Annotated in this window: 19 protein-coding genes; 15 read left to right on the forward strand and 4 right to left on the reverse strand. The window is 51.4% G+C overall.

Annotation, left to right across the window (positions count from 1 at the left end; all coding sequences use genetic code 11):
• Positions 1 to 8: 8 nt before the first annotated feature.
• From CLC93_RS06650 to CLC93_RS06710, 13 genes are all read left to right on the forward strand, one after another.
• Complete coding sequence (locus tag CLC93_RS06650; protein WP_095505189.1) at positions 9 to 1,436, forward strand: aldehyde dehydrogenase family protein; 1,428 nt, start codon at positions 9 to 11, stop codon at positions 1,434 to 1,436.
• On the forward strand, positions 1,433 to 2,872 hold the full coding sequence (locus CLC93_RS06655; protein ID WP_095505190.1) for an aldehyde dehydrogenase family protein: 1,440 nt from the start codon (positions 1,433 to 1,435) through the stop codon (positions 2,870 to 2,872). The genes CLC93_RS06650 and CLC93_RS06655 overlap by 4 nt, the downstream gene beginning before the upstream one ends.
• Complete coding sequence (locus tag CLC93_RS06660; protein ID WP_095505191.1) at positions 2,872 to 3,660, forward strand: alpha/beta fold hydrolase; 789 nt, start codon at positions 2,872 to 2,874, stop codon at positions 3,658 to 3,660. Before CLC93_RS06655 ends, CLC93_RS06660 begins: the two co-directional genes overlap by 1 nt.
• A gap of 4 nt (positions 3,661 to 3,664) precedes the next feature.
• Positions 3,665 to 4,258 (forward strand): isochorismatase family protein, encoded by a 594-nt coding sequence (locus CLC93_RS06665; RefSeq protein ID WP_095505192.1) that lies wholly within the window; start codon positions 3,665 to 3,667, stop codon positions 4,256 to 4,258.
• A 15-nt stretch (positions 4,259 to 4,273) separates the two neighbouring features.
• The gene (locus tag CLC93_RS06670; protein WP_095505193.1) at positions 4,274 to 5,476 is read left to right on the forward strand and encodes an FAD-dependent oxidoreductase; all 1,203 of its coding nucleotides are present in this window, start codon (positions 4,274 to 4,276) and stop codon (positions 5,474 to 5,476) included.
• Positions 5,477 to 5,495: 19 nt separating this feature from the next.
• Entirely contained in the window at positions 5,496 to 6,272 is a 777-nt protein-coding gene (locus CLC93_RS06675; protein WP_095505194.1) for a maleate cis-trans isomerase family protein, read from the forward strand.
• A 199-nt stretch (positions 6,273 to 6,471) separates the two neighbouring features.
• Positions 6,472 to 7,671 (forward strand): CaiB/BaiF CoA transferase family protein, encoded by a 1,200-nt coding sequence (locus CLC93_RS06680; RefSeq protein WP_095505195.1) that lies wholly within the window; start codon positions 6,472 to 6,474, stop codon positions 7,669 to 7,671.
• A 17-nt stretch (positions 7,672 to 7,688) separates the two neighbouring features.
• Entirely contained in the window at positions 7,689 to 8,606 is a 918-nt protein-coding gene (locus CLC93_RS06685; RefSeq protein WP_095505196.1) for a hydroxymethylglutaryl-CoA lyase, read from the forward strand.
• Positions 8,607 to 8,609: 3 nt separating this feature from the next.
• Positions 8,610 to 10,034, forward strand: a complete 1,425-nt coding sequence (leuC, locus tag CLC93_RS06690) for a 3-isopropylmalate dehydratase large subunit (protein ID WP_095505197.1) — start codon at positions 8,610 to 8,612, stop codon at positions 10,032 to 10,034.
• Between the two features lie 2 nt (positions 10,035 to 10,036).
• Positions 10,037 to 10,678 carry a 3-isopropylmalate dehydratase small subunit gene (gene leuD, locus CLC93_RS06695; protein WP_095505198.1) on the forward strand — a complete coding sequence of 214 codons (642 nt, stop codon included), beginning with the start codon at positions 10,037 to 10,039 and terminating at the stop codon, positions 10,676 to 10,678.
• Positions 10,679 to 10,707: 29 nt separating this feature from the next.
• Positions 10,708 to 11,703 (forward strand): alpha/beta fold hydrolase, encoded by a 996-nt coding sequence (locus tag CLC93_RS06700; protein WP_095505199.1) that lies wholly within the window; start codon positions 10,708 to 10,710, stop codon positions 11,701 to 11,703.
• On the forward strand, positions 11,700 to 12,719 hold the full coding sequence (locus CLC93_RS06705; RefSeq protein WP_095505200.1) for an alpha/beta hydrolase family protein: 1,020 nt from the start codon (positions 11,700 to 11,702) through the stop codon (positions 12,717 to 12,719). Before CLC93_RS06700 ends, CLC93_RS06705 begins: the two co-directional genes overlap by 4 nt.
• Before the next feature lie 21 nt (positions 12,720 to 12,740).
• Positions 12,741 to 13,925, forward strand: coding sequence for an MFS transporter (locus CLC93_RS06710; protein ID WP_211286829.1), 1,185 nt, complete (start codon positions 12,741 to 12,743; stop codon positions 13,923 to 13,925).
• Here the strand turns inward: CLC93_RS06710 and CLC93_RS06715 are convergent.
• The 4 genes from CLC93_RS06715 to CLC93_RS06730 all read right to left on the reverse strand — a co-directional run bounded on the left by CLC93_RS06715 (position 13,922) and on the right by CLC93_RS06730 (position 17,170).
• Complete coding sequence (locus CLC93_RS06715) at positions 13,922 to 14,827, reverse strand: LysR family transcriptional regulator (RefSeq protein ID WP_095505201.1); 906 nt, start codon at positions 14,825 to 14,827, stop codon at positions 13,922 to 13,924. The genes CLC93_RS06710 and CLC93_RS06715 overlap by 4 nt on opposite strands.
• Positions 14,828 to 14,960: 133 nt before the next feature.
• The gene (locus tag CLC93_RS06720) at positions 14,961 to 15,251 is read right to left on the reverse strand and encodes a putative quinol monooxygenase (protein ID WP_095505202.1); all 291 of its coding nucleotides are present in this window, start codon (positions 15,249 to 15,251) and stop codon (positions 14,961 to 14,963) included.
• Between the two features lie 15 nt (positions 15,252 to 15,266).
• A complete protein-coding gene (gene dmeF / locus CLC93_RS06725) occupies positions 15,267 to 16,217 on the reverse strand; it encodes a CDF family Co(II)/Ni(II) efflux transporter DmeF (RefSeq protein WP_095505203.1) in 951 nt (316 codons plus the stop codon).
• 131 nt (positions 16,218 to 16,348) lie between these two features.
• Entirely contained in the window at positions 16,349 to 17,170 is an 822-nt protein-coding gene (locus CLC93_RS06730; protein WP_169902862.1) for a hypothetical protein, read from the reverse strand.
• A gap of 355 nt (positions 17,171 to 17,525) precedes the next feature.
• Between CLC93_RS06730 and CLC93_RS06735 the strand changes: the two genes are divergently transcribed.
• Together CLC93_RS06735 and rfaD are read left to right on the forward strand one after the other, a co-directional pair.
• Positions 17,526 to 18,575, forward strand: a complete 1,050-nt coding sequence (locus CLC93_RS06735) for a glycosyltransferase family 9 protein (RefSeq protein WP_169902864.1) — start codon at positions 17,526 to 17,528, stop codon at positions 18,573 to 18,575.
• On the forward strand, positions 18,572 to 19,510 hold the full coding sequence (gene rfaD, locus CLC93_RS06740) for an ADP-glyceromanno-heptose 6-epimerase (protein ID WP_095505206.1): 939 nt from the start codon (positions 18,572 to 18,574) through the stop codon (positions 19,508 to 19,510). Before CLC93_RS06735 ends, rfaD begins: the two co-directional genes overlap by 4 nt.
• Positions 19,511 to 19,591 lie beyond the last annotated feature (81 nt).

A 19,591-nucleotide genomic window follows, 5' to 3' on the forward strand; every position in this document is an offset into this window, starting at 1 on the left:
AGCAGTCAATGGCAGTATCAAGCCAATGTTATCTGGCTGGAGAGTGGCAAGCGCCGCACTCCAGTCTGGAGATAGACCTATGTGACGCCAGTACGGGCGTTGCCTTTGCCAAGGGAGCTGCCAGCTCACCGGAGCAAATAGAAACTGCAATTGACGCTGCCTATCAGTGTTTTGAAAGCGGTGCTTGGTCTGAATTGAGCCCGACTCAACGGGCGGATTACTTAGACAAGGTCGCGCTGGCCTTGCATGACCAGGTAGAGGCAATTGCCGATGCCGATGCTATGCAAACCGGCGTTATCATTGGCTTGACTCAACTGTTTGCCAAAGTCTGTGGCGCGGCGTTTTCCGAAGCAGCAGCTATGCTTCGCAACCTTCCCAGCGAATACTCGTTTTTGGAAAACAACCACACAGTACTGAAACAACGTTTGCCGCTGGGTGTGGCGGGGATTATCGCGCCGTGGAATGCGCCTTCTGGGATTGCTTGTCACAAGTTAGCGTGCGCCTTAGCGGCTGGTTGTACCGTGGTGTACAAGCCATCCGAATGGGCGGCACTCTCTAGCCACTATATTGCCAAAGCCATTGATGCAGCGGGTCTGCCTAAAGGCGCCTTTAACATGGTGTTGGGCGATGGCGCTTGTGGCGCGCAAGTGGTAAGTGACCCTCGTGTTGCCGCGGTGAGTTTCACCGGTGGTGCCAAAGGCGGTGAAGCGGTTGGTCGCGCCTGTGGCGAGCAAATTAAGCCAGTTCAGCTTGAGCTAGGTGGCAACAACCCAATGGTGATTCTCGATAGTGCTGATATCGATGAAGCGGCAGATGCTGTGGTAGCAGGCCTTGTCACCATGAACGCCCAATGGTGCCGCGCGCTCGGCCGTTTGGTGGTGGCGAATAGCGTGAAAACGCCTCTGCTAAGTGCGATTAAGAGTCGTCTGCAACACATAAAAGTCGGTGATGCCAGAGATCCTGAAAGCAAGATGGGCGCTATGGTTCACAAAGGTCACTATGAGCTAGTGAAAAGCCAAATCGAAGCCTATCGCGAGCTCGGTGGCAGCGTATTGCAAGTCACTCAGGTGCCAGAAAGTGAAGGCTACTACCTGCCACCAACGCTAATCGACGGACTAGAGGGCAGACAAACTCTTGAAGAGATCTTCGGCCCAGTGGCCACTGTGCACGGCTTTGACGAGCTAGATGAAGCTGTGATGCTAGCCAATCAGACTCCGTATGGTTTGGCAGCTTACGTTTATGGTGAGTCGGAGCAGGCCTGGCAGGTGGCGGCAAAGATTCGCTCTGGTGTGGTTAAGATTAACCAAATCAGCATCTTTAACTTCAGCCCTAAACTGCCACGCCCTGCATGGGGTAAGAGCGGGCTGGGGGATGAAGGTGGCAAAGAGACTTTTGAGTTCTTCCGCGGTTATCGAGTGATAGGAGAGCGCGCATGATACAAGCTCAACTCCTAATCGACGGGCAGTGGCAAGACGCGGTTAGCGGTGCCACTTTCGAAGTGTTGTCTCCTGCTACCGAGGAGGTGTTTGCCAAAGTGGCCCGTGCCGATAAAGCCGATGTCGATAAGGCTGTCGCCGCAGCTCGAGAGGGTTTTAAAACTTGGTCATCACTTGCGCCAAAACTGCGCGAGCAAGCCCTGTTAAAAGCGGCTGAGATCATTGAAGCCGAAGGCGAAGCGCGTCTGCTCGATATTTTAATCGACGAGAGTGGCTCGACCATCACCAAGGCCAAATTCGAAATTGCCTACACGGTAGACCTTTTCAGAACCGCCGCTGGCGAAGCTCGTCGTCTGTATGGCAAAACCTTTCCCAACGACAACCCTAAGCGTTTGTCCTTTGTTCAGCGCATTCCGTTGGGCGTGGTGGCGGTGGTGTCACCTTATAACGCGCCTTTGTCACTGCTGACCAAGATGCTGGCGTTTCCACTGGCCGCGGGTAACTCAGTAGTGGTGAAACCTTCTGAAGAAACGCCAGTTATTGCCCTAGAGCTTGGGCGCATTTTGCTAGAAGCCGGCGTGCCGGCAGCTGCAGTGAACATGGTTTGTGGCTTTGGCCAAGACTGCGGCGCTTCGCTCACCAGCCATTCTGATATCGACTGCATTGCACTAACTGGCTCCACCGAAACCGGTAAGCGCGTCGGGCAGGTAGCCATGGAGCGGATGCTAAAAACTCAGTTGGAGTTGGGCGGCAAGAGCGCGGCATTGGTGTTACAGGACGTAGACCCTGCCAAAGCGGCTGCCATCGTTGCGCAAGGCATCTTTACTCACGCCGGTCAGATTTGTATGGCCAATAGCCGTGTTGCGGTAGACCGAGCCATTTATCCAGAATTCATTGCAGAGCTTAAAAAGGTCTGCGAGAGCTTAAAAGTCGGCCCAACGCGTGATGCGGATACTGTATACGGACCGCTGATTAATCGCGCCGCGCTACAAAAAGTGGCAGGGCACGTTGATAAAGCCCTTTCCGAAGGGGCTGAGCTTCTCACCGGTGGCCGTGTGGTTGAGGGCTTGGTGTACGCACCAACTGTGCTACTTAACACGCCAGCCACTAGCGGCGCTTGGTGCGAAGAGCTGTTTGGCCCGGTTGTGAGCGTAGTGCCGTTTGACACCCTCGAGCAAGCCATCGAGATGGCTAACGACTCTGAGTTTGGCTTGAGCTCAAGCGTGCTGACTAAAAACCTTAATTGGGCCATGCAGTGCGCGCAGAATATCGACGCAGGTGCGGTGCATGTCGGCATGCACTCCTTCCAAAGTAATGCGTTAGCGCCCATTGGCGGCAGTAAAATGTCGGGCATTGGCCGCAGTGGTGGTGCCTATTCTACCGAAGAGTTTACCGACTCTAAGTGGATCAGCATCGAGCTTGAGGAAACCTTGTAATGACTTTGGTAAGCCGTCGCTACCTTCCCAGCGACTCGGGTCAGCTGCACATCTTCCAGTGCGGCGACCCGCGCTTGCCAAAGTGTTTGTTATTGCATCAAGCGCCAAGTAACGGCGCTATGTTTAAAACCTTGATGCCTCTGCTGTCCAAGCACTTTTTCTGCGTGGCGCCAGACTTTCCAGGCTTTGGTCAAAGCGATGGCCGTAGCGACAGCATTAGCGGCTTAGCTCGAGAGCTGTACGAGAGTTTGACCTCGGCGTTTGGCTCGTTCGATCTGGTGTTTGGTCATCACACGGGCGCGGCGGTGGCCATCGAATTGGCACTGATTCAGCGATTGCCACCGACGCTGGTGATGTGCGGACCACCTTTGCTGACAGAAGCCCAAAAAGCGGCATTACCAGCCAGTATTCCGGTAGACATTTTTGATGAGCAAGCACCGGCGTTAGATGCGCTGTGGGCCAAGATGCGCGCTAAGGCGCCAAGCGTCGATATAGCTATTAGTCACCGAGAAACTCTGCAAGCCATGGCGCTACAGAACGATTATCGCGCCATTTATCAGGCGGTGGCGGATTATCCGTTTGCCGAGGCCTGTAAAGCCTTTGATGGTGAGACTTTATTAATGGCGGGCAGCAATGACGTGCTGCACGGCAAAATGGCGGACACCGCCAAGTTATTAGGCAAAGCCGAGGTACATACTCTGGGCGATGCCAACACCTATGCCTGCGAAACCCACGCAGAGCAGATGGCCGCCTTGATTGTGGCCTTTACCAATAACAATAAAGGGTGAGCGAATGGATTTAGAACGAATTAGTCAGCCGATGGGCAACAAGCCCGCCCTAGTGCTGGTCGATATGATCAACGGCTTTACCGATGGTAGCTGCCCATTGGGTACCGATTGCCCGGAAGTGGTGGAAGCCAACCGACAGTTGCTCGAGTTTTTTCGCTCGCGCAACTTGCCGGTCTACTTTACGACCGTGGTGCACAGAACCCCAGACCAAGCTGTGGTGTTTCGCGCTCGCATGCCGGATTTGGCGGTGTTGACCCCGGAATCCCATTGGGTTCAGGTAGACCCGCGCTTGGCCATGCAGCCAGGGGAAGTGTTGATAGAAAAATGCTGGGCCTCCAGTTTCTTTAAAACGGACTTGGCCGAGCAATTGAATGAGGCTGGAGTGGATTCGCTGGTGGTCACCGGCTTAACCACTTCAGGGTGCGTTCGAGCGACAGTAGTGGACGCGCTGCAAAGTGACTTTGTGACCTTCGTGGCTGAAGATGCGTGTGGGGATCGCAATCCCGATGCGCACAAGGCCAACCTCTTTGATATGCACGCGAAGTATGCGGACGTTATGCCCAGCGAGCAGATCATAAAACTTATAACTAAAGGTTAAGGGAAAGGAGTGGTTATGCCTACAAAACCTGTTGTGATTGCTGGTGCAGGACCTGCCGGCTCGGTATTGGCTTTGTACCTGTCTCAAAAGGACATTCCGGTGATTCTGTTGGAAAAGGCCGAGAGCCTGCCAATTGATTTGCGCGCGTCTACCTTCCACCCGCCATCGTTGGATTTACTCGACGAGTTGGGTGTGGTGGATGAGATGCTGGAAATCGGTCTGAAAGTGGACCGTTACCAATATCGCGACCGCAAGACCGGTGAAGTCGCAGAGTTTAATATGAGTGTCATTAGTGACGCCACCAAATTCCCTTATCGACTACAGTTGGAGCAATACGAGCTTACTCATATTATTGCCGACAAATTAAAGGCTTACCCATCGGCCGAAGTCTACTTTGACCACGAGGTGGTTGGCTTTACTCAAGACGATGAGGGCGTCAAGGTTCAAGCGCGTTCGGGCGCCGAACTTAAGACCTTTGAAGCTAGCTTCTTGTTAGGCTGCGACGGTGCCTCGTCCAACGTGCGCAAAGCCGCCAACATTGACTACGAAGGCTTTACCTACGATGAGAAGTTCTTGGTGGCCAGCACCGATTTTCCGTTGGAAAAAGTGTTCGATAACCTGTCCTGGGTGAACTATGTATCAGACCCAGACGAGTGGTGCGTAATTTTGCGCACGGACAAACTATGGCGCGTACTGTGGCCAACCGACCCCAATGAGCCAAACCCTGAGAAGTACTTAAGCGATGAGTACTTGCAGGAGCGTCTACATCATTTGTACGACAAAGAAGGCGACTATCATATTGGTCACCGCACTCTGTACCACGTGCATCAACGCGTCGCTAAGGACTACTACCAAGGCCGTGTTGCTTTGGTTGGCGACTCAGCCCACATTAACAATCCATTGGGTGGTATGGGGATGAACGGTGGTTTGCACGATGCCTTCAACCTTGCTGAAAAGCTGGCTCGTGTGTTTAACGAAGGTGCTGACTACAAAGCCGAATTTGCCCATTATCAGCGTCAGCGCAAGGACTTGGCGGTTAAGTTTGTTCAAGAGCACACCATCAACAACAAGAAGCTGATGGAAAGCACAGATAGCGACGTTCAAGCCAAGCGCCAGAAGATGTTCATGGAAACTGCGGCCGATCCACAAAAAGCTAAGGCCTTTGTGTTGGAGCGCGCAATGATCACCAGTTATCAGGAAGCTGAGCGCCAGTCTTAAGGCGCTACAAGGAGAAGTTATGCTGAACTATCAAATTGCTCGCCGAGCACAAATTGGGGTAATCATTCCTTCCACCAACACGGGCGTGGAATACGACCTGCAGAAATTTGCGTTGGATGGCGTTACCTGGCACCCATCGCGCTTCTATATCGAATTGCGCAACTGGGCTGACGAAGTTTCAAAAACCGGTGAGTCTGCCGACATGGTGTTTGAGCGCTTTTTGGAAATCATGCGCGGTGAGATCCCTGGTTCGATTCGCAACGTGATGAGCGCTAAGGTGAATCACGTCATGTTGGGTATGTCCGCTGAGACCTTCTGGGGCGGCCTTGAAGGTAACATTGCCTTTGAGAACGAAATTCGCGACCAGATTGGCGATGTGGGCCTGACTACCGGTGCCGGCGCTACCAAAGATGCGTTGGAGCTATTTGGTGCTAAGACCATCTCGGTTATCACCCCATACCCGCAAGTGGGTGATGACAACGTGATTCGCTTCTTTAGCGACATTGGTTTCAAAGTGCACAAGGTGAAGGGCCTAAATCGCCCATCGGCCACTGCGATTGCCGAGACCCAGATTAAAGATGTGATTGATGCGGTTCACGAAGTGGATGCGGATCATGTAGACGCCATTGTTCAGTGTGGTACTAACTTGTCCACCGTTGATTTGTTCCCAACTTTGGAGCACATCCTTGGCAAACCATTGATTCCAATCAACGTAGCTACAGTTTGGCATGCGCTGCGCGCGGTAGGCGTGAATGACAAAATCACCGGCCACGGTCGCTTACTCGAAGAGTTTTAAGCGGTTTTAGCCGATACAAAGGGACTCATGCGAGTCCCTTTTTTTGTGTCTGAGAAATCCAAGATTGATATTTGCCAAAACCCGTCAAAACGCCTTGATTCCAGAGCATTCCGCGATTTACAACTTTGTTACATTGTTATAAGGTTATATCATTCGCTCAAGCCGTTCGGCTGCTGTTAGTACTTGCACAGGGGATCTTATGAATAAGCCATTGAAAGGAATCAAAGTCATTGACTTGACCCACATGTTGTCTGGTCCGTATGGAACCATGATTTTGTCCGACCTCGGTGCAGATACAATTAAAGTGGAGCCGCTGCAAGGCGAGGGCACCCGTAAACTGCTGGCCAGTGACCCTAAAAACTCTATCGACGGTTTTGGCGCGTATTTTATTACCCTAAATCGAAACAAGCGTTCAGTAGCCATTGACCTAAAGAGTGATGAAGGCAAGCAGGTCTTTTACCAGCTGGTGAAAGAAGTGGACGTGGTAGTCAACAATTTCGGACCTGGTGTGCCAGAGCGTCTTGGCATCGACTACGACACCCTAAGTCAGCACAATCCAAAAATCATTACCTGTGCGATTACCGGTTTTGGCTCGCAGGGCCCCGGTGCTAAGCGCCCGGCCTTTGACCAAGTGGCGCAAGCCTTTGGTGGCGGCATGTCGATTACCGGTCACAACCAAGCCGACCCCATTCGCGCTGGCATTCCGATTGGCGATTTGGGTGGTGGTATGTTCTCAGTTATGGGCATTTTGACCGCGCTTTTAGAGCGCAGCCAAAGCGGAAAGGGCCAGCACGTCGACATTTCTATGCTCGACTGTCAGGTGTCCATGCTCAACTACATGGCCACCATGCACTTTATGTCGGGTGAGAACCCATACCCGATTGGCAACAGCCACTTTGTGCACGTGCCTTATAACAGCTATCCCACCAAAGACGGTCATATCATTTTGGCGGTGATCACCGATAATTTCTGGCACAACCTCAAAGGCGTGGTGAATTTGCCACAGTTTGACGATCCTAAATACGACACTCAACCAGGTCGTTTTGCTGATAAGGCCATGATCGACGCCGCCTTGGGCGAGTTGTTCTCGACCAACACCAATGACCATTGGATTTCTCAGTTAGAAGCGGCCCGTATTCCTTGCGCGCCGGTGAACAAGTTTAGTGATACTTTTGCTGATCCTCAGGTACAACACCGCAACATGATTGTGGATGTATTCCATCCCAATGGTAAGAAGACGCAAGCGCCGGGTAACCCAATCAAGCTCTCACGCACCAACGAAGACAGCTACAGCGCTGCGCCTTATGTGGGCGAGCATACCCAGCAAGTACTGTCAGAAATACTGGACTTTAGCGATGAACAAATTGAATCACTAAAAGCCGCTGGCGTGGTTAAATAACTTTGTAGGAGGCGAACATGGCCATGGTAACTATTACCGACGTAGGTCCTCGCGACGGCCTACAAAATCAAGCAAAGCACTTAAGCGTGGCTGAGCGTGTGGAATTGATTCAAGGGCTGGTGGATGCCGGTGTTAACAGCATCGAAGCTGGTGCTTTTGTCTCACCTAAAGCCGTGCCTGCAATGGCGGGGGCTGACGAGCTGTTTGCACAAATTCAGCCGTTGCAATCGCGCTGTCAGTTTCAGGCGCTCATTCCCAACGTACGCGGTTACCAAGCCGCAGTTGCTGCCGGTGCCAAAAAGATTCTGTTTGTGTTGTGTGCTAACGACACCATGAACATGAAAAACGTGCGCATGACTCGTCAGCAAAGCGTGGAGCAACTCAAAGAGTTGTTGGCCATGGCAAAAGCCGACGGCGTAAAGATTCTGACCTGTATCGCGGTGGCCTGGCGCTGCCCCTTTGAAGGCAAAACCGACCCTGAGCAAGTGATTGCATTGGCGCAGTTGCTCACTGAAATGGGCGCTGACGATTTGGTGATTGCTGACACCATAGGTGCAGCAAACCCGATGGAAGTGGAAAGCCTAATGAGCCGCTTAGTTAAGGCCCATGGCGCCGATAAGATTGCGGTTCACTTTCATGACACACGCGCCATGGGATTGGCCAATGCCTATGCGGCTTACCAAGCTGGTGTGCGTCGTTTCGATGCCTCCGTTGGCGGCCTGGGTGGTTGCCCATTCGCCCCAGGTGCCACTGGCAATGTCACTACCGAAGATTTGGTGATGATGTTTGAACAGATGGGCGTGGACACAGGCATTGACCTTGAAAAGTTAATGGCTGTGGGGCGCAGAGCCGGTGAGTTAACCGAGACTCAAACCGGAGGTCGCGCGCGCGATTGGCGCGAGCTACAAGTGTCTCGCGGACAGTCGTTAAGGTAGGCCATGACTCAGGGAATGAATTTATTCGACAAGGTATGGTTTGAACACCAAGTCAGCGTAGACGAGTCAGGCAACGCGCTGTTGTACATCGACCGTCATATCATTCACGAAATCACTTCTGCGCAGGCTTTTGATGGCTTGCGCATCGCCAATCGTCCTATTTGGCGCAAAGAATCCTTGTTGGCAATGGCCGATCACCAAGTCCCGACTCAAGACCGAGAATTGGGTGATGCGGGCTTTCCTGATAAAGGCGCGCTGATTCAGGTTAAGACCCTGAATGACAATTGCGAAACCAATGACGTGGCACAGTACGGACTGGATGACGATCGCCACGGCATTGTGCACGTAGCAGCGCCAGAGCAAGGCGCAGTACTGCCAGGCATGACCTTAGTTTGTGGAGACTCGCACTCGTCGACCCATGGTGCGTTTGCAGTTCTAGCACAAGGCATAGGCACCAGCGACGTTGAGCATGTGATGGCTAGCCAGTGTCTTTTGCAACAAAAGCCCAAGGTGATGCGAATTGTTGTCAATGGCCAGTTGGGCTTTGGAGTTACCGCCAAAGACTTGGCTTTGTATTTGATAAGCCAAATCGGCTGCGCTGGCGCCAGTGGTTACGCCATCGAATACGCCGGAGATGCGGTACAAGCGCTGTCGATGGAAGGGCGCATGACCCTATGTAATATGAGCATCGAAATGGGTGCTCGTTGCGGCATGGTGGCGTTTGACCAGACCACTCAGGCGTATTTAGAAGGCCTACCAAACGCGCCTAAAGGGCAGGATTGGCAACAGGCGCTAGATTACTGGCAAACCCTGAGTAGCGATACTGGTGCCACTTTTGATGCAGAGTTTGTGTTTGAGGCAGCTGATATTGCACCTCAGGTAAGCTGGGGTACTAAGCCTGACCAAACCATTGCCATAGGCCAAACCATTCCATCGCTTGCTCAAGCCAGTTCGTCGGTTCAGAGCAGCGACTGGGCACGAGCGTACGAATACATGGGCGTTGGCGCTGATGCCTGCATTGGCAGCTATGCTATCGACCAGGTGTTCATTGGTAGCTGCACCAACGGACGTTTAGAAGACATTCGCGCCGTGGCGGAAGTGGTAAAAGGCCGCAAACTGGCCAGCCATATCAAGCGAGCCATGGTGGTACCCGGTTCCGCCAAAGTGAAGCGATTAGCCGAGAGTGAAGGGCTGGACAAAATCTTGGTCGAGGCAGGATTTCAATGGCGCGAAGCCGGTTGTTCTATGTGTAACGCCATGAACCCAGATCGCCTCGAGCCAGGTGAGCGCTGCGCGTCGACTTCGAATCGAAACTTTGAAGGACGCCAAGGACTGGGTGGACGAACCCATTTGGTGTCGCCTGCGATGGCAGCCGCGGCGGCAATTGCCGGTCACTTTGTCGATGTTCGTCAGTGGCAGGAGAACTAACTATGCAGGCATTAACTCAGTTGACTGCCAAAGTGGCAATAATGGATCGCGACAATGTGGATACCGACGCCATCATGCCCAAGCAGTATCTGCAAAGCGTTAAGAAGAACGGCTATGGCGATTGGGCTTTTGACGATTGGCGCTATCTCGACCCAGGTGAAGTATCGACAGATACCGCTACTCGGCGTGTAAACCCAGATTTCGAGCTGAATCAGGCGCAAGCCCAAGGTGCTGAGGTGCTGATAACCAGAGATAACTTTGGCTGTGGTTCTTCACGAGAGCACGCGGTGTGGGGCATTCGAGACATGGGCTTTCGAGTAATTATTGCCTCCAGTTTTGGCGACATTTTTCTCAACAATTGCTTCAACAACGGTGTGCTGGCAATCAGTCTGCCCAAGGACGAGATTCAAGCCTTATTCGAGAACTGTGAACAAGGCTCGACCCTAAGTGTGGACTTGGAAAATCAGACAATTTCTGCCAGTGGGAAAGAGTACCCTTTCGAAGTTGAAGCCATGCGTCGCTATCGCTTGCTCAATGGCTTAGACAGCATTGGTATGACGCTAGGTAAAAGTGAACAAATTCGAGAATTTGAGAGTAAGCACAAAGCCAAACACCATTATTTTTTCACGCCTTTGGCGAGGTAACTCAAGGGCCTTAGACATAGGGGACAACTATGCTGAAAAGGTTATTTCGCGGACTCGGTATGCTGGTACTGGGTCTGCTGTTAGTTATCGTCGCAGGGCTTGGGGTCATTGCGCTGACCCACATGGACAAGAGCTTACAAGAGACTCAGCAAGCCCTGAGAGTCGATGCCGATTCGCTAAACACCTTAGCCCACAAGGGCACCGAGTTGGTGTACCAGGTTGAAGGCCAAGGGCAACCGATTGTATTGATTCACTCGCACTTTTTCTCGATGAAAATGTGGGACCAATACGCCGAGCGCCTTAGCCAAAATTATCAAGTGATCCGCTTTGATTTGACCTCGCATGGGTTGACGGGGCCTGAGAGCAATCACGACTACTCCATGAACCGAGACCTTGAGTTGTTGGATGCCTTAGTGGAGCACTTGCAGCTGGATGATTTGGTATTGGTAGGCAGCTCGCTAGGCGGCAATATTGCTATCAACTATACCTCGCGATACCCGCAAAAGGTGAAAGCCTTGGTGTTGCAAAACTCCGGTGGATTTCGCAAGGCCAATAGTCGCGGTGGGCGCGGAGAGGACATGCCGGGGTGGGCTGATTACTTGCTGTACGCGATGCCAACCATGGCTTACGACGCGTTTTTTGACTGGATGACTAAGGTCGATATGCCCAATGCAGAGCAACACAAACAAGATTTTGCTTCAGGCTTTTTGCGCAAGGGCAATCGTTACGCCGAGATGCAACGCATTCGACAGTTTAAAACCGGTGATACCGCAGGGCTACTGCAGAGCATCTCTCAGCCTGTGATGATTCAGTGGGGCGAGCAAAACCCCCAGTTGCCGGTGGTTTTACTGCAGCAATTTGAGAACAATCTCACCCAAAGTCAGCACGTAATCAGTCGCGTGTATCCTGGGGTTGGCCATGTATTGAGTCTTGAGGCGCCAATTTCTACTGTGGCTGACGTGCAAGCCTTTATTGAAGCTGTCCCGAGCTACTCGGAAATCAGCCAAGGAGGCGAGGCCTTATGAAAAAGTTCTTCGTAGCCATTGCCATTGGCTTGGTGAGCGCCTGCTCGCCGGCAGAGGTGGAGTTGCCGCCGGTACCAGAGCAGACTTTGCAGGTGGCCAGTGCGATGCAACTGCCTTTGCAGCAAAGCGGTTCGTACCAAGTGTTCGACCATGAGTACACTCAGCTCAACGCTGGCCCCAGAGAACTGAATGTTCGACTGCTCAGCCCAAAGGAGGCCGGGGAATATCCTTTACTGGTGTTCAGTCACGGTTTTTGGTCAACCCAAGGTAAGTACGATGCGCTTTTAGCGCACTGGGTAAGTCACGGTTATGTGGTGGCCAGTGTCGATCATGTGGACTGTTGTTCTATGCCTAAGGGGATTTTTAACAGCCTGCGCTATGGCAATTTGGGCCTTATCGAAAAGCGTAAGCAAGATATCGTCAGTTTAATGGACCAGCTACCAAGCTTGTTAGAGATGCACGGCTTGTCGGGGCAAGTCTTGCTCGACCAGGTGGCTATTACCGGTCATTCCTTTGGGGGTTTTACTGCACAGATGTTTGCCGGTGCTACTGCAACCGTCGACGGAGCTCAGGTGGCCAACGAAGAACTGAGCGACGAGTTGCTGCAGAAAGTGAAAGCCGTGGTGGCTGTGTCACCGCCGGGCCCCATGTTTGATGAGATTACGCCGGCGAGTTGGACCAGTTTAAACAAGCCAACACTAGTCACCACAGGGTCTTGGGATGTGGATGCCAGGTTTTTCCCAGATTACCGCCTGCATTTAACTTCGTTTGAGCAAGCGCCTGCGGGAGACAAATTCGCCCTCACTTTGGCGGGAGCGGACCATTATTTCGGCCAATTGATATGTCGTCCCGAGCGCGAAGTTGAACCACAAACATTGCAGTTTGAGTGGCTACTGGCCTTTAGTACCGCCTTTTTAGACCATTACCTCAAGGGCCAAAGCGAGCCTTGGTTGAGGTTACAAGCACAAAACATCGAGCAGATTTCACAGGGATTTGCCCACTTAAATAGTAAGTAAACAGTTGTCAGGGAGTGGTATATGCCCTTGTTATTCGCGGTCGTATTGATCGAACTCATTGGATTCGGGATTGTTATCCCCATTCTGCCTTTTTTGGCGCCAAGCCTTGGCGCATCTAACTTTGATATCGCGCTAATTATTGCGGTTTTCTCGGTATTCTCTGGTCTATGTGGTGGTTACTGGGGAGCGCTCAGCGACAAAGTCGGGCGTAAGCCGGTGATGGCGGCTTGTCTGTTTCTCACCGCCATTTCCTATTTGGTGTTGGCGTTTGCCGAGACTTTGACCATGGTTTACGTAGCTCGCATCATGGCGGGCTGTAGCGCTGGGGTTTATGGGGTTGCGTCGGCGATGGTGGCGGATCTTAGTGACGAGAAGAATCGAACCAAAAGCATGGGATTGATTGGTGCGGCATTTGGCCTAGGCATGGTAGTAGGCCCATTTCTTGGCGGTGTATTGGCCGGTGAGGCGCTGAACTTCACCTTGCCATCGCTGGTTGCAGCGGCCTTGTCTGCGATTGCCGCTGTGCTTTGTTTGGTGATCCTGCCTGAATCTCTGAGCAAGCGCGACAGGGCTGAGAATCGCGCCCAACGCAAACACAGACGAACCTTGTACCAATTGCTCAAAGAAATTCAATGTCGTTGGTTGGTGAGCCTGTACCTGCTGCACTCCATGGTGATTTCGATTACCGGTTATCTATTCCCTCTCTGGACGGGTTACAACCTAGGCTGGGGTCCCAAAGAAATTGGTTATGTGTTTGGCGTTCAAGGTTTGGCCATGGCGGCTCTGCAAGGCCGTTTAGTTGGGATTTTGGCGGCGCGGTTTGGCGAGGTGCAAATGATGATAGTTGGCCTAGTGCTGCTTATTAGCGGTTATGCTATTGCGACTCAAAGCTCTGACCTGCCGTGGGTGCTGGTGGCTTTCTTTGGGATTATCACAGGTGCCACCATTTGTACTCCAGTGATGAACTCCTTGCTGTCGCAACGCACACCACTGTCGAACCGCGGTCGAGTGATGGGCTCGTCGATGGCGATTGGCGCTTGGGGTCGAGTGGCCGGACCGCTGAGCGCCGGTGTCGTACTAACTCAATTTGGCTACGAAGCGGCGTGGGGTATTGGCATAGTCATGGGGCTGGTGTTTATCGTTTGGCCGATTGTTGAGTTGGGTCGCGCGCCCCAACAAGAGCAGGCTACCGCGCCGGAAAGTTAATCACCATTGGTACCGTCGACGTTGTTTTGTGCTGTGGTCAGTCGCTCAATGAAGTAGTTGAGTACTGAGGCGTTTTGGTTTTGCGGGGGAAATAATACATCTACGGGCAAGCCGCGCACATCATAGGATTCGAATGGCATAAAACCAACCAAGCTACCATGCTCAATGCGGGGTTGTGCATCTGCCACAGCAGTAATTGCCCATCCGACGTCGTTTTCCACTAAGCTCAAAAGATCTTGGGTCGAACTAGCAACGATTTTACGATTGGATATCATGCCTTCTAGTTGTAGTAGGGGATTATCCAACATAGAGCGTAGAACGATTTGTGGCTTTTCTATCAAATCTTCTACGCGAACTTCTTCTAAATCAGCAAGCTCTGAATCTTTGGAGCAAATAGCAACAACCTCAGCCTGAGCAAATTGGATGTAATCCAAGTGGGTATCTACCGCGGACGCTTGTATTCTAATCAACACGTTAATGTCTTTTTTATCAAAAGCCGTCTCTAGCGTTTTTCTTGGTCCTCGCATTAACTCAAATTCGGTGTGAGGGAATTGCCGCATGGTTCGAGCTAGCGCCTCTTCAAATACTGAAATAGGTACTAACTCACCAATGCCCAGCACAAACCGAGTTTCGCCGTCATTCATTTCGTCTTGCACAATGGCGTTCACACGTTTGGCTTGACGGAGCAGGGTCTTACCGTGGTCAAACAGACGTTCACCCGCTGGAGTCAAAGTAGCTTTCTTGGTATCGCGATTGAACAAATCACAGCCCATGTCGCGCTCGAGCTTGGCGATGCACATGCTCACGCCACTAGGGACTCTATTCAATGCCTTGGCGGCACCGCTAAACGAGCCGTGCTCAACGCAGGCGACGAACACGTTTAGGTATTCCAGATTTATCACAACGTTCTCAATACAGACCTTGGTTATTAAAATTTAGCATGTCCTGTTGGATACGGTACTGAGGTGTACAAAAATGAACAACACTCTCATCTGTTTTTCTCTATATCTTTCAGCTAATTACTCCGTTCGAGTGTTAGTTGCAGCGAATCATTTCATTAAGGCTAAAGCTCTCTACGCAACCTTGGGTCGCCAGAGCGTAAGCCGCGACATGTTCACTTTCCATGTGAGCCCGCCAAAGCTTGCGAGATTGCCAATTTTCGTAGAACACAAACAAGGCTGGATTATCCTTGTCTTGGTGCAGGTCGTAATTAATGCAGCCGGCTTCGGCGCGAGTAGGTTCGAGTAGGCGAAGTAACTCGCGCTTTACCAGTTCGGTATGCGCTTGTTTGGCTAGTATCTTTGCCACTATGGTGAGTTGGGTCATACGCGTCCTCTGTGGTTAGTTAGCGACTTCCCTAGGATGAACTTCAATGGTGACGTGCGCCAGCGCGACTTTGCTCATTAACAGTTGTTTATAGAACTCAGGTGGTTGTGGCGTATCACTGACTAAGCTGACAATTGCTGCCTGATGATGCCCGGATAGCTTCCACACGTGCAAGTCGACCACTTGGCCGTCACCATCGTCTTCAATTGTGCGCTTTATGGTTTCGCTAATCGCGTTGTCTGGCGCCCGGTCTAACAAGGTCGGGTAGGTGTCCTTAATCAAGCCCCAGCCCCAGCGAGTGATAATTACAGCGCCCACTATGCCCATGATGGGGTCCAGCCCCGGCATACCAAAGTATCGAGCGGCCAATAGTGCAAAAATTGCGGTTAATGAGGTTAGGGCGTCCGCCAGCACATGCAGGTAGGCGGCGTATAGATTATGGTCGTGGCTATGACTATGAGAGTGAGAGTGGTCGTGCGAATGGCCGTGATGGTGGTGTTCGTGGTGGTCGTCCCCTTGATGCAACAAATAGGCGCAGACCAAATTGACCACCAAGCCGACGACGGCCACCATTAACGCGTTGGAATAATCTATGGCTACTGGTTCGATTAAACGCCACACCGACTCAAGCGCCATCATCGCCGCCACTAACACCAATGCGACGGCGCTTGTGAACCCAGCCAGAATATTTACTTTGCCAGCACCAAAAGTGTACATAGGGTTGTTGGCCGCTTTCCGTGCGTATCGATAAGCGAACAGGGTCAAGCCAAATGCGGCAACATGGGTGGCCATGTGCCAACCATCGGCCAATAGCGCCATCGAGCCGGTCATATAACCCGCCACAATTTCGATAATCATCATGGCTGCAGTTATAAGAACTGCGTACAGAGTGCGACGTTCGTTTTTCTTTTGCTGGAGGCCGAAATTGTGCTCGTGTCGCCAGCTTTCTAGGGAAGATTCCTGCATGCGAGTGATTATCGATGTTATTTGGGTTTGTTTGATTTTAAGTCGGCACAAGGATTAAAAATGAGAGCTGTTTGGCATTTATTGCACATGCGCTGTAGGGAGAGGGAGCCAATTGGCTCCCGGTTTTGTGGTTACGGAATGATCCAAGAGACAGCCCACTTAAACTGTCTATCGCCAGCGGTATCGGCTCTAGCGGGAACCGCGTAAAAACCAAAATTCACATCTAAAATACTGTCGTTGTCTAGCACGAAAGCCTTACCAGCGGTAAGTCCTAAGGGCGCGTTCCAGCGATTACCGCTACTGGCCTTCCAATCGTAGGTAATTGAGTTGCTATAACCAATGTAAGAGCCGCCAAACAGGGACCAGTTGTAGAAAACGATAGGGTTTAACAGGGAAGAACTGACACCATTTTGTCCCCACAAATGAGCGACAATACCACCGTATACTAAAGGTCCGGCTCCACCGAAGCCTACTAGCACTGGGCCTGCGCCCCAGCCAGGTCCTTCAAAGTCTTTACTCGAGCGAGTGGGCATCGAGATTTGCGGCCCATAGCCTATGCTAAAACCCGAGTCTTGTCCCGGTGGCACGTAGAACCCCTGCAAGATGGTATCGCCAATGCCGGTTTGACGCCCTCTGTCGCCCATAGGGGGGATGGTGTTTAGCGGAATAATCCCCCTTAGAATCATATTACCCTCACCACCGCCGAGATTTTCTAAGCTGTATACGGGTTGGAATTGATAGTTGTCGGCACGAGTGCTGTTTGACCAAGTCTTGGGGCCAAAAGCGCTAGTGAAATCGGTGAGCACCCCTTTAATAGGAGACAGAGGGTCTTGCGCTTTACGTGCGGCTTGACAGGCCTCATCACAGCCATCTTCGGCTCTTGTTTCGGCGATGGTGAGAAGTGCTGCTAGCAAAATTGCACCGCTATAAATCCACGGAATTTGTTTCATCATCAATCCTTACTATCGCTTTTAGAATCTTGGCTTGATTAACGGTTAGTAGAGCAGGGAATATCCGTCAAGAAAGGCAAAGCCTGCGAATGGGGGAAATTACGAGATCTAACAGGGGTTTTAGAGCTGATATGCTGGCGATTAACTATTGTTGAACCCTACACTGGTTTCGGTATGATCCATTTGAGCTAACCAGAGCGGTTGGCTTTTTTGCGGCAAGGTTTTGCTTGTCCGTTTTAATGAATTTAGCTTTGTGAAAGTCGGCGCAAGCGACGAGCTGTTTGAGCGCTGGAAAGTAGGTGATAAAAATATGGCAATTCCTTTTCACTCCAAGCTTCGTAGGTCTTTGCGGGGTTGGATGAACGCACTGCTGGTGAAGTTGACCAGTAACCAAGTGTCGGTAGAGAAAATTCCTTCTGAAGAGATTCAGAAGATCCTCATTGTTCGAATTAACTACCGCATTGGCAATATCATATTTCTAACGCCACTGATTAACGCCCTGAGAGCCAAGTTTCCCGAAGCGCAAATCGATGTGTTGATTGGTACCAAGCTGCTGATACCCGTGCTTAAACCAATGCACAATGTCACCAACGTCTATCAGGTGCCGCGCAAAATTCTCAAAGAGCCTGGTGAGCTGATTCGTCAGGTCAAAGAAATCAACCAAAATAACTACGACTTGGCCATTTCACCGATTGCCGGCTCGAGTAGCGCCAATATCTCTACCATGATGATCAAGGCCAAATACAAGCTCAGTTTTCATAGCGAAGGGGCTTACACGCCGGCGAACATCAAGGTGCCTTACCCTGAAGGTGTACACCACGAAGCCTTGATCCCATTAGCCTTGATGGATGGCTTTGACGGTCCGCATCAAGAGTACAAGCGCACGCTGGACATTAACCTACACCCAGAAGAAGCCGCCCAAGGTCAAGAGACTCTATTTTCTTTGCTGCATAAATCTGAGCGCTCAACCGATGTGGAAGGCAAGGTGTTTGTGGGTTTGTTTAGAGACGCCCGCAACGAGAAGAAAATTGAAGACAGCTGGTGGAAAGCCTTCATTGACGACCTGGCTAAAGGCGATTCACTGATCATTGTCGATATTCTCGCCCCAGGGCAGAGCGAGTCGGTGCATCCGGCTGCATTAGCGATTGGGATTGCCGATCTGCGCGAACTAAGCAGCTTTATGTCGTCGCTCGACTACTTCATCTGCGCTGATACCGGGCCTATGCACCTGGCATCCGCCGTACAAACCACAGTGATTGCTTTGTTTAACGCCACTTCACCGGACAATTACGGTCCACTAGGCGCTAACGACAGTGTGGTAAACATTTCGAATAAAACGATTTCTGATGTGGCCGTTGAAGTTCAAGGTAAGATTCAGAAATCAGATACAGTTAAGGAGTTAAAATGATCGTCGTAACCGGTGCCGCAGGATTTATTGGCAGTAACATAGTTCGCATGCTTAACCAGCAAGGGCGCACAGACATTATTGCGGTTGACGATTTGAGCGATGGTCACAAGATGTTTAATCTGGCCGACCTACAAATTGCTGACTACTTCGACAAAGACGATTTTCTAGAAATGGTTAAGTCGAATCAGCACTTTACCGACGTCGAAGTGATGTTCCATCAGGGCGCTTGCTCGGCCACTACCGAGTGGGATGGCAAGTACATGATGAAGAACAACTACGAGTACTCCAAAGACTTGCTGGCGTTCTGCCAAAACCATCGCATTCCGTTTATCTATGCCTCATCGGCGTCGGTGTACGGCGGTAGTGAGCAGTTCCACGAGTCGCTAGAAGTCGAAAAGCCACTGAACGTCTACGCCTACTCTAAGTTCCAGTTCGACCAGTACGTACGTCGCATTGAAACGCCAACCGCTCAAATTGTTGGACTGCGTTATTTCAACGTGTTTGGCCCGTTTGAGCAGCACAAAGGTTCAATGGCCAGCGTGGCTTTCCACTTCAATAATCAGATTTTGGACAAGGGCGTTTGTAATCTGTTCGAGGGCGATGAAGAGTACGGTCACGGTGAACAGTTGCGCGATTTCGTATACGTAGAGGACGTGGCCAAGGTGAATCTGTGGTTCTGGAAAAACCAAGCGGTGTCTGGCATCTATAACTGTGGTACCGGTAAGGCTCGCAGCTTCAACGATGTGGCCAATGCGGTTATCAGCTATCACGGCAAAGGTGAAATCAATTACATTCCGTTCCCAGAGCACCTAAAGGGCGCTTATCAGAATTACACTCAGGCGGATTTAGGGAACCTGAGAAAGGCGGGTCACACAGAGGAATTTACTTCGCTGGAGTCGGCTGTAGCCGCATACCTTGCCAAACTGAATGCTTAATTGACCTTGAGCCGTCGTTAAAAAAGAGCCTTGCGGCTCTTTTTTATGGTTGAACAAAGCCCGCCCTTGCAGGCGGCGGGC

Source organism: Paraferrimonas sedimenticola (assembly GCF_002282855.1).
GTDB classification, from domain to species: Bacteria; Pseudomonadota; Gammaproteobacteria; order Enterobacterales; family Shewanellaceae; genus Paraferrimonas; species Paraferrimonas sedimenticola.

Excerpts from the sequence above, each read along its gene's own strand:
- CLC93_RS06685 (WP_095505196.1), top strand. The coding sequence starts at position 7,689 with ATGGCCATGGTAACTATTACCGACGTAGGTCCTCGCGACGGCCTACAA.
- leuC (WP_095505197.1), top strand. The coding sequence starts at position 8,610 with ATGACTCAGGGAATGAATTTATTCGACAAGGTATGGTTTGAACACCAA.
- CLC93_RS06650 (WP_095505189.1), top strand. The coding sequence starts at position 9 with ATGGCAGTATCAAGCCAATGTTATCTGGCTGGAGAGTGGCAAGCGCCG.
- CLC93_RS06680 (WP_095505195.1), top strand. The coding sequence starts at position 6,472 with ATGAATAAGCCATTGAAAGGAATCAAAGTCATTGACTTGACCCACATG.
- CLC93_RS06675 (WP_095505194.1), top strand. The coding sequence starts at position 5,496 with ATGCTGAACTATCAAATTGCTCGCCGAGCACAAATTGGGGTAATCATT.
- CLC93_RS06655 (WP_095505190.1), top strand. The coding sequence starts at position 1,433 with ATGATACAAGCTCAACTCCTAATCGACGGGCAGTGGCAAGACGCGGTT.
- leuD (WP_095505198.1), top strand. The coding sequence starts at position 10,037 with ATGCAGGCATTAACTCAGTTGACTGCCAAAGTGGCAATAATGGATCGC.
- CLC93_RS06670 (WP_095505193.1), top strand. The coding sequence starts at position 4,274 with ATGCCTACAAAACCTGTTGTGATTGCTGGTGCAGGACCTGCCGGCTCG.
- CLC93_RS06730 (WP_169902862.1), bottom strand. The coding sequence starts at position 17,170 with ATGATGAAACAAATTCCGTGGATTTATAGCGGTGCAATTTTGCTAGCA.
- CLC93_RS06665 (WP_095505192.1), top strand. The coding sequence starts at position 3,665 with ATGGATTTAGAACGAATTAGTCAGCCGATGGGCAACAAGCCCGCCCTA.
- CLC93_RS06735 (WP_169902864.1), top strand. The coding sequence starts at position 17,526 with ATGAACGCACTGCTGGTGAAGTTGACCAGTAACCAAGTGTCGGTAGAG.
- dmeF (WP_095505203.1), bottom strand. The coding sequence starts at position 16,217 with ATGCAGGAATCTTCCCTAGAAAGCTGGCGACACGAGCACAATTTCGGC.
- rfaD (WP_095505206.1), top strand. The coding sequence starts at position 18,572 with ATGATCGTCGTAACCGGTGCCGCAGGATTTATTGGCAGTAACATAGTT.
- CLC93_RS06705 (WP_095505200.1), top strand. The coding sequence starts at position 11,700 with ATGAAAAAGTTCTTCGTAGCCATTGCCATTGGCTTGGTGAGCGCCTGC.
- CLC93_RS06710 (WP_211286829.1), top strand. The coding sequence starts at position 12,741 with ATGCCCTTGTTATTCGCGGTCGTATTGATCGAACTCATTGGATTCGGG.
- CLC93_RS06700 (WP_095505199.1), top strand. The coding sequence starts at position 10,708 with ATGCTGAAAAGGTTATTTCGCGGACTCGGTATGCTGGTACTGGGTCTG.
- CLC93_RS06720 (WP_095505202.1), bottom strand. The coding sequence starts at position 15,251 with ATGACCCAACTCACCATAGTGGCAAAGATACTAGCCAAACAAGCGCAT.
- CLC93_RS06660 (WP_095505191.1), top strand. The coding sequence starts at position 2,872 with ATGACTTTGGTAAGCCGTCGCTACCTTCCCAGCGACTCGGGTCAGCTG.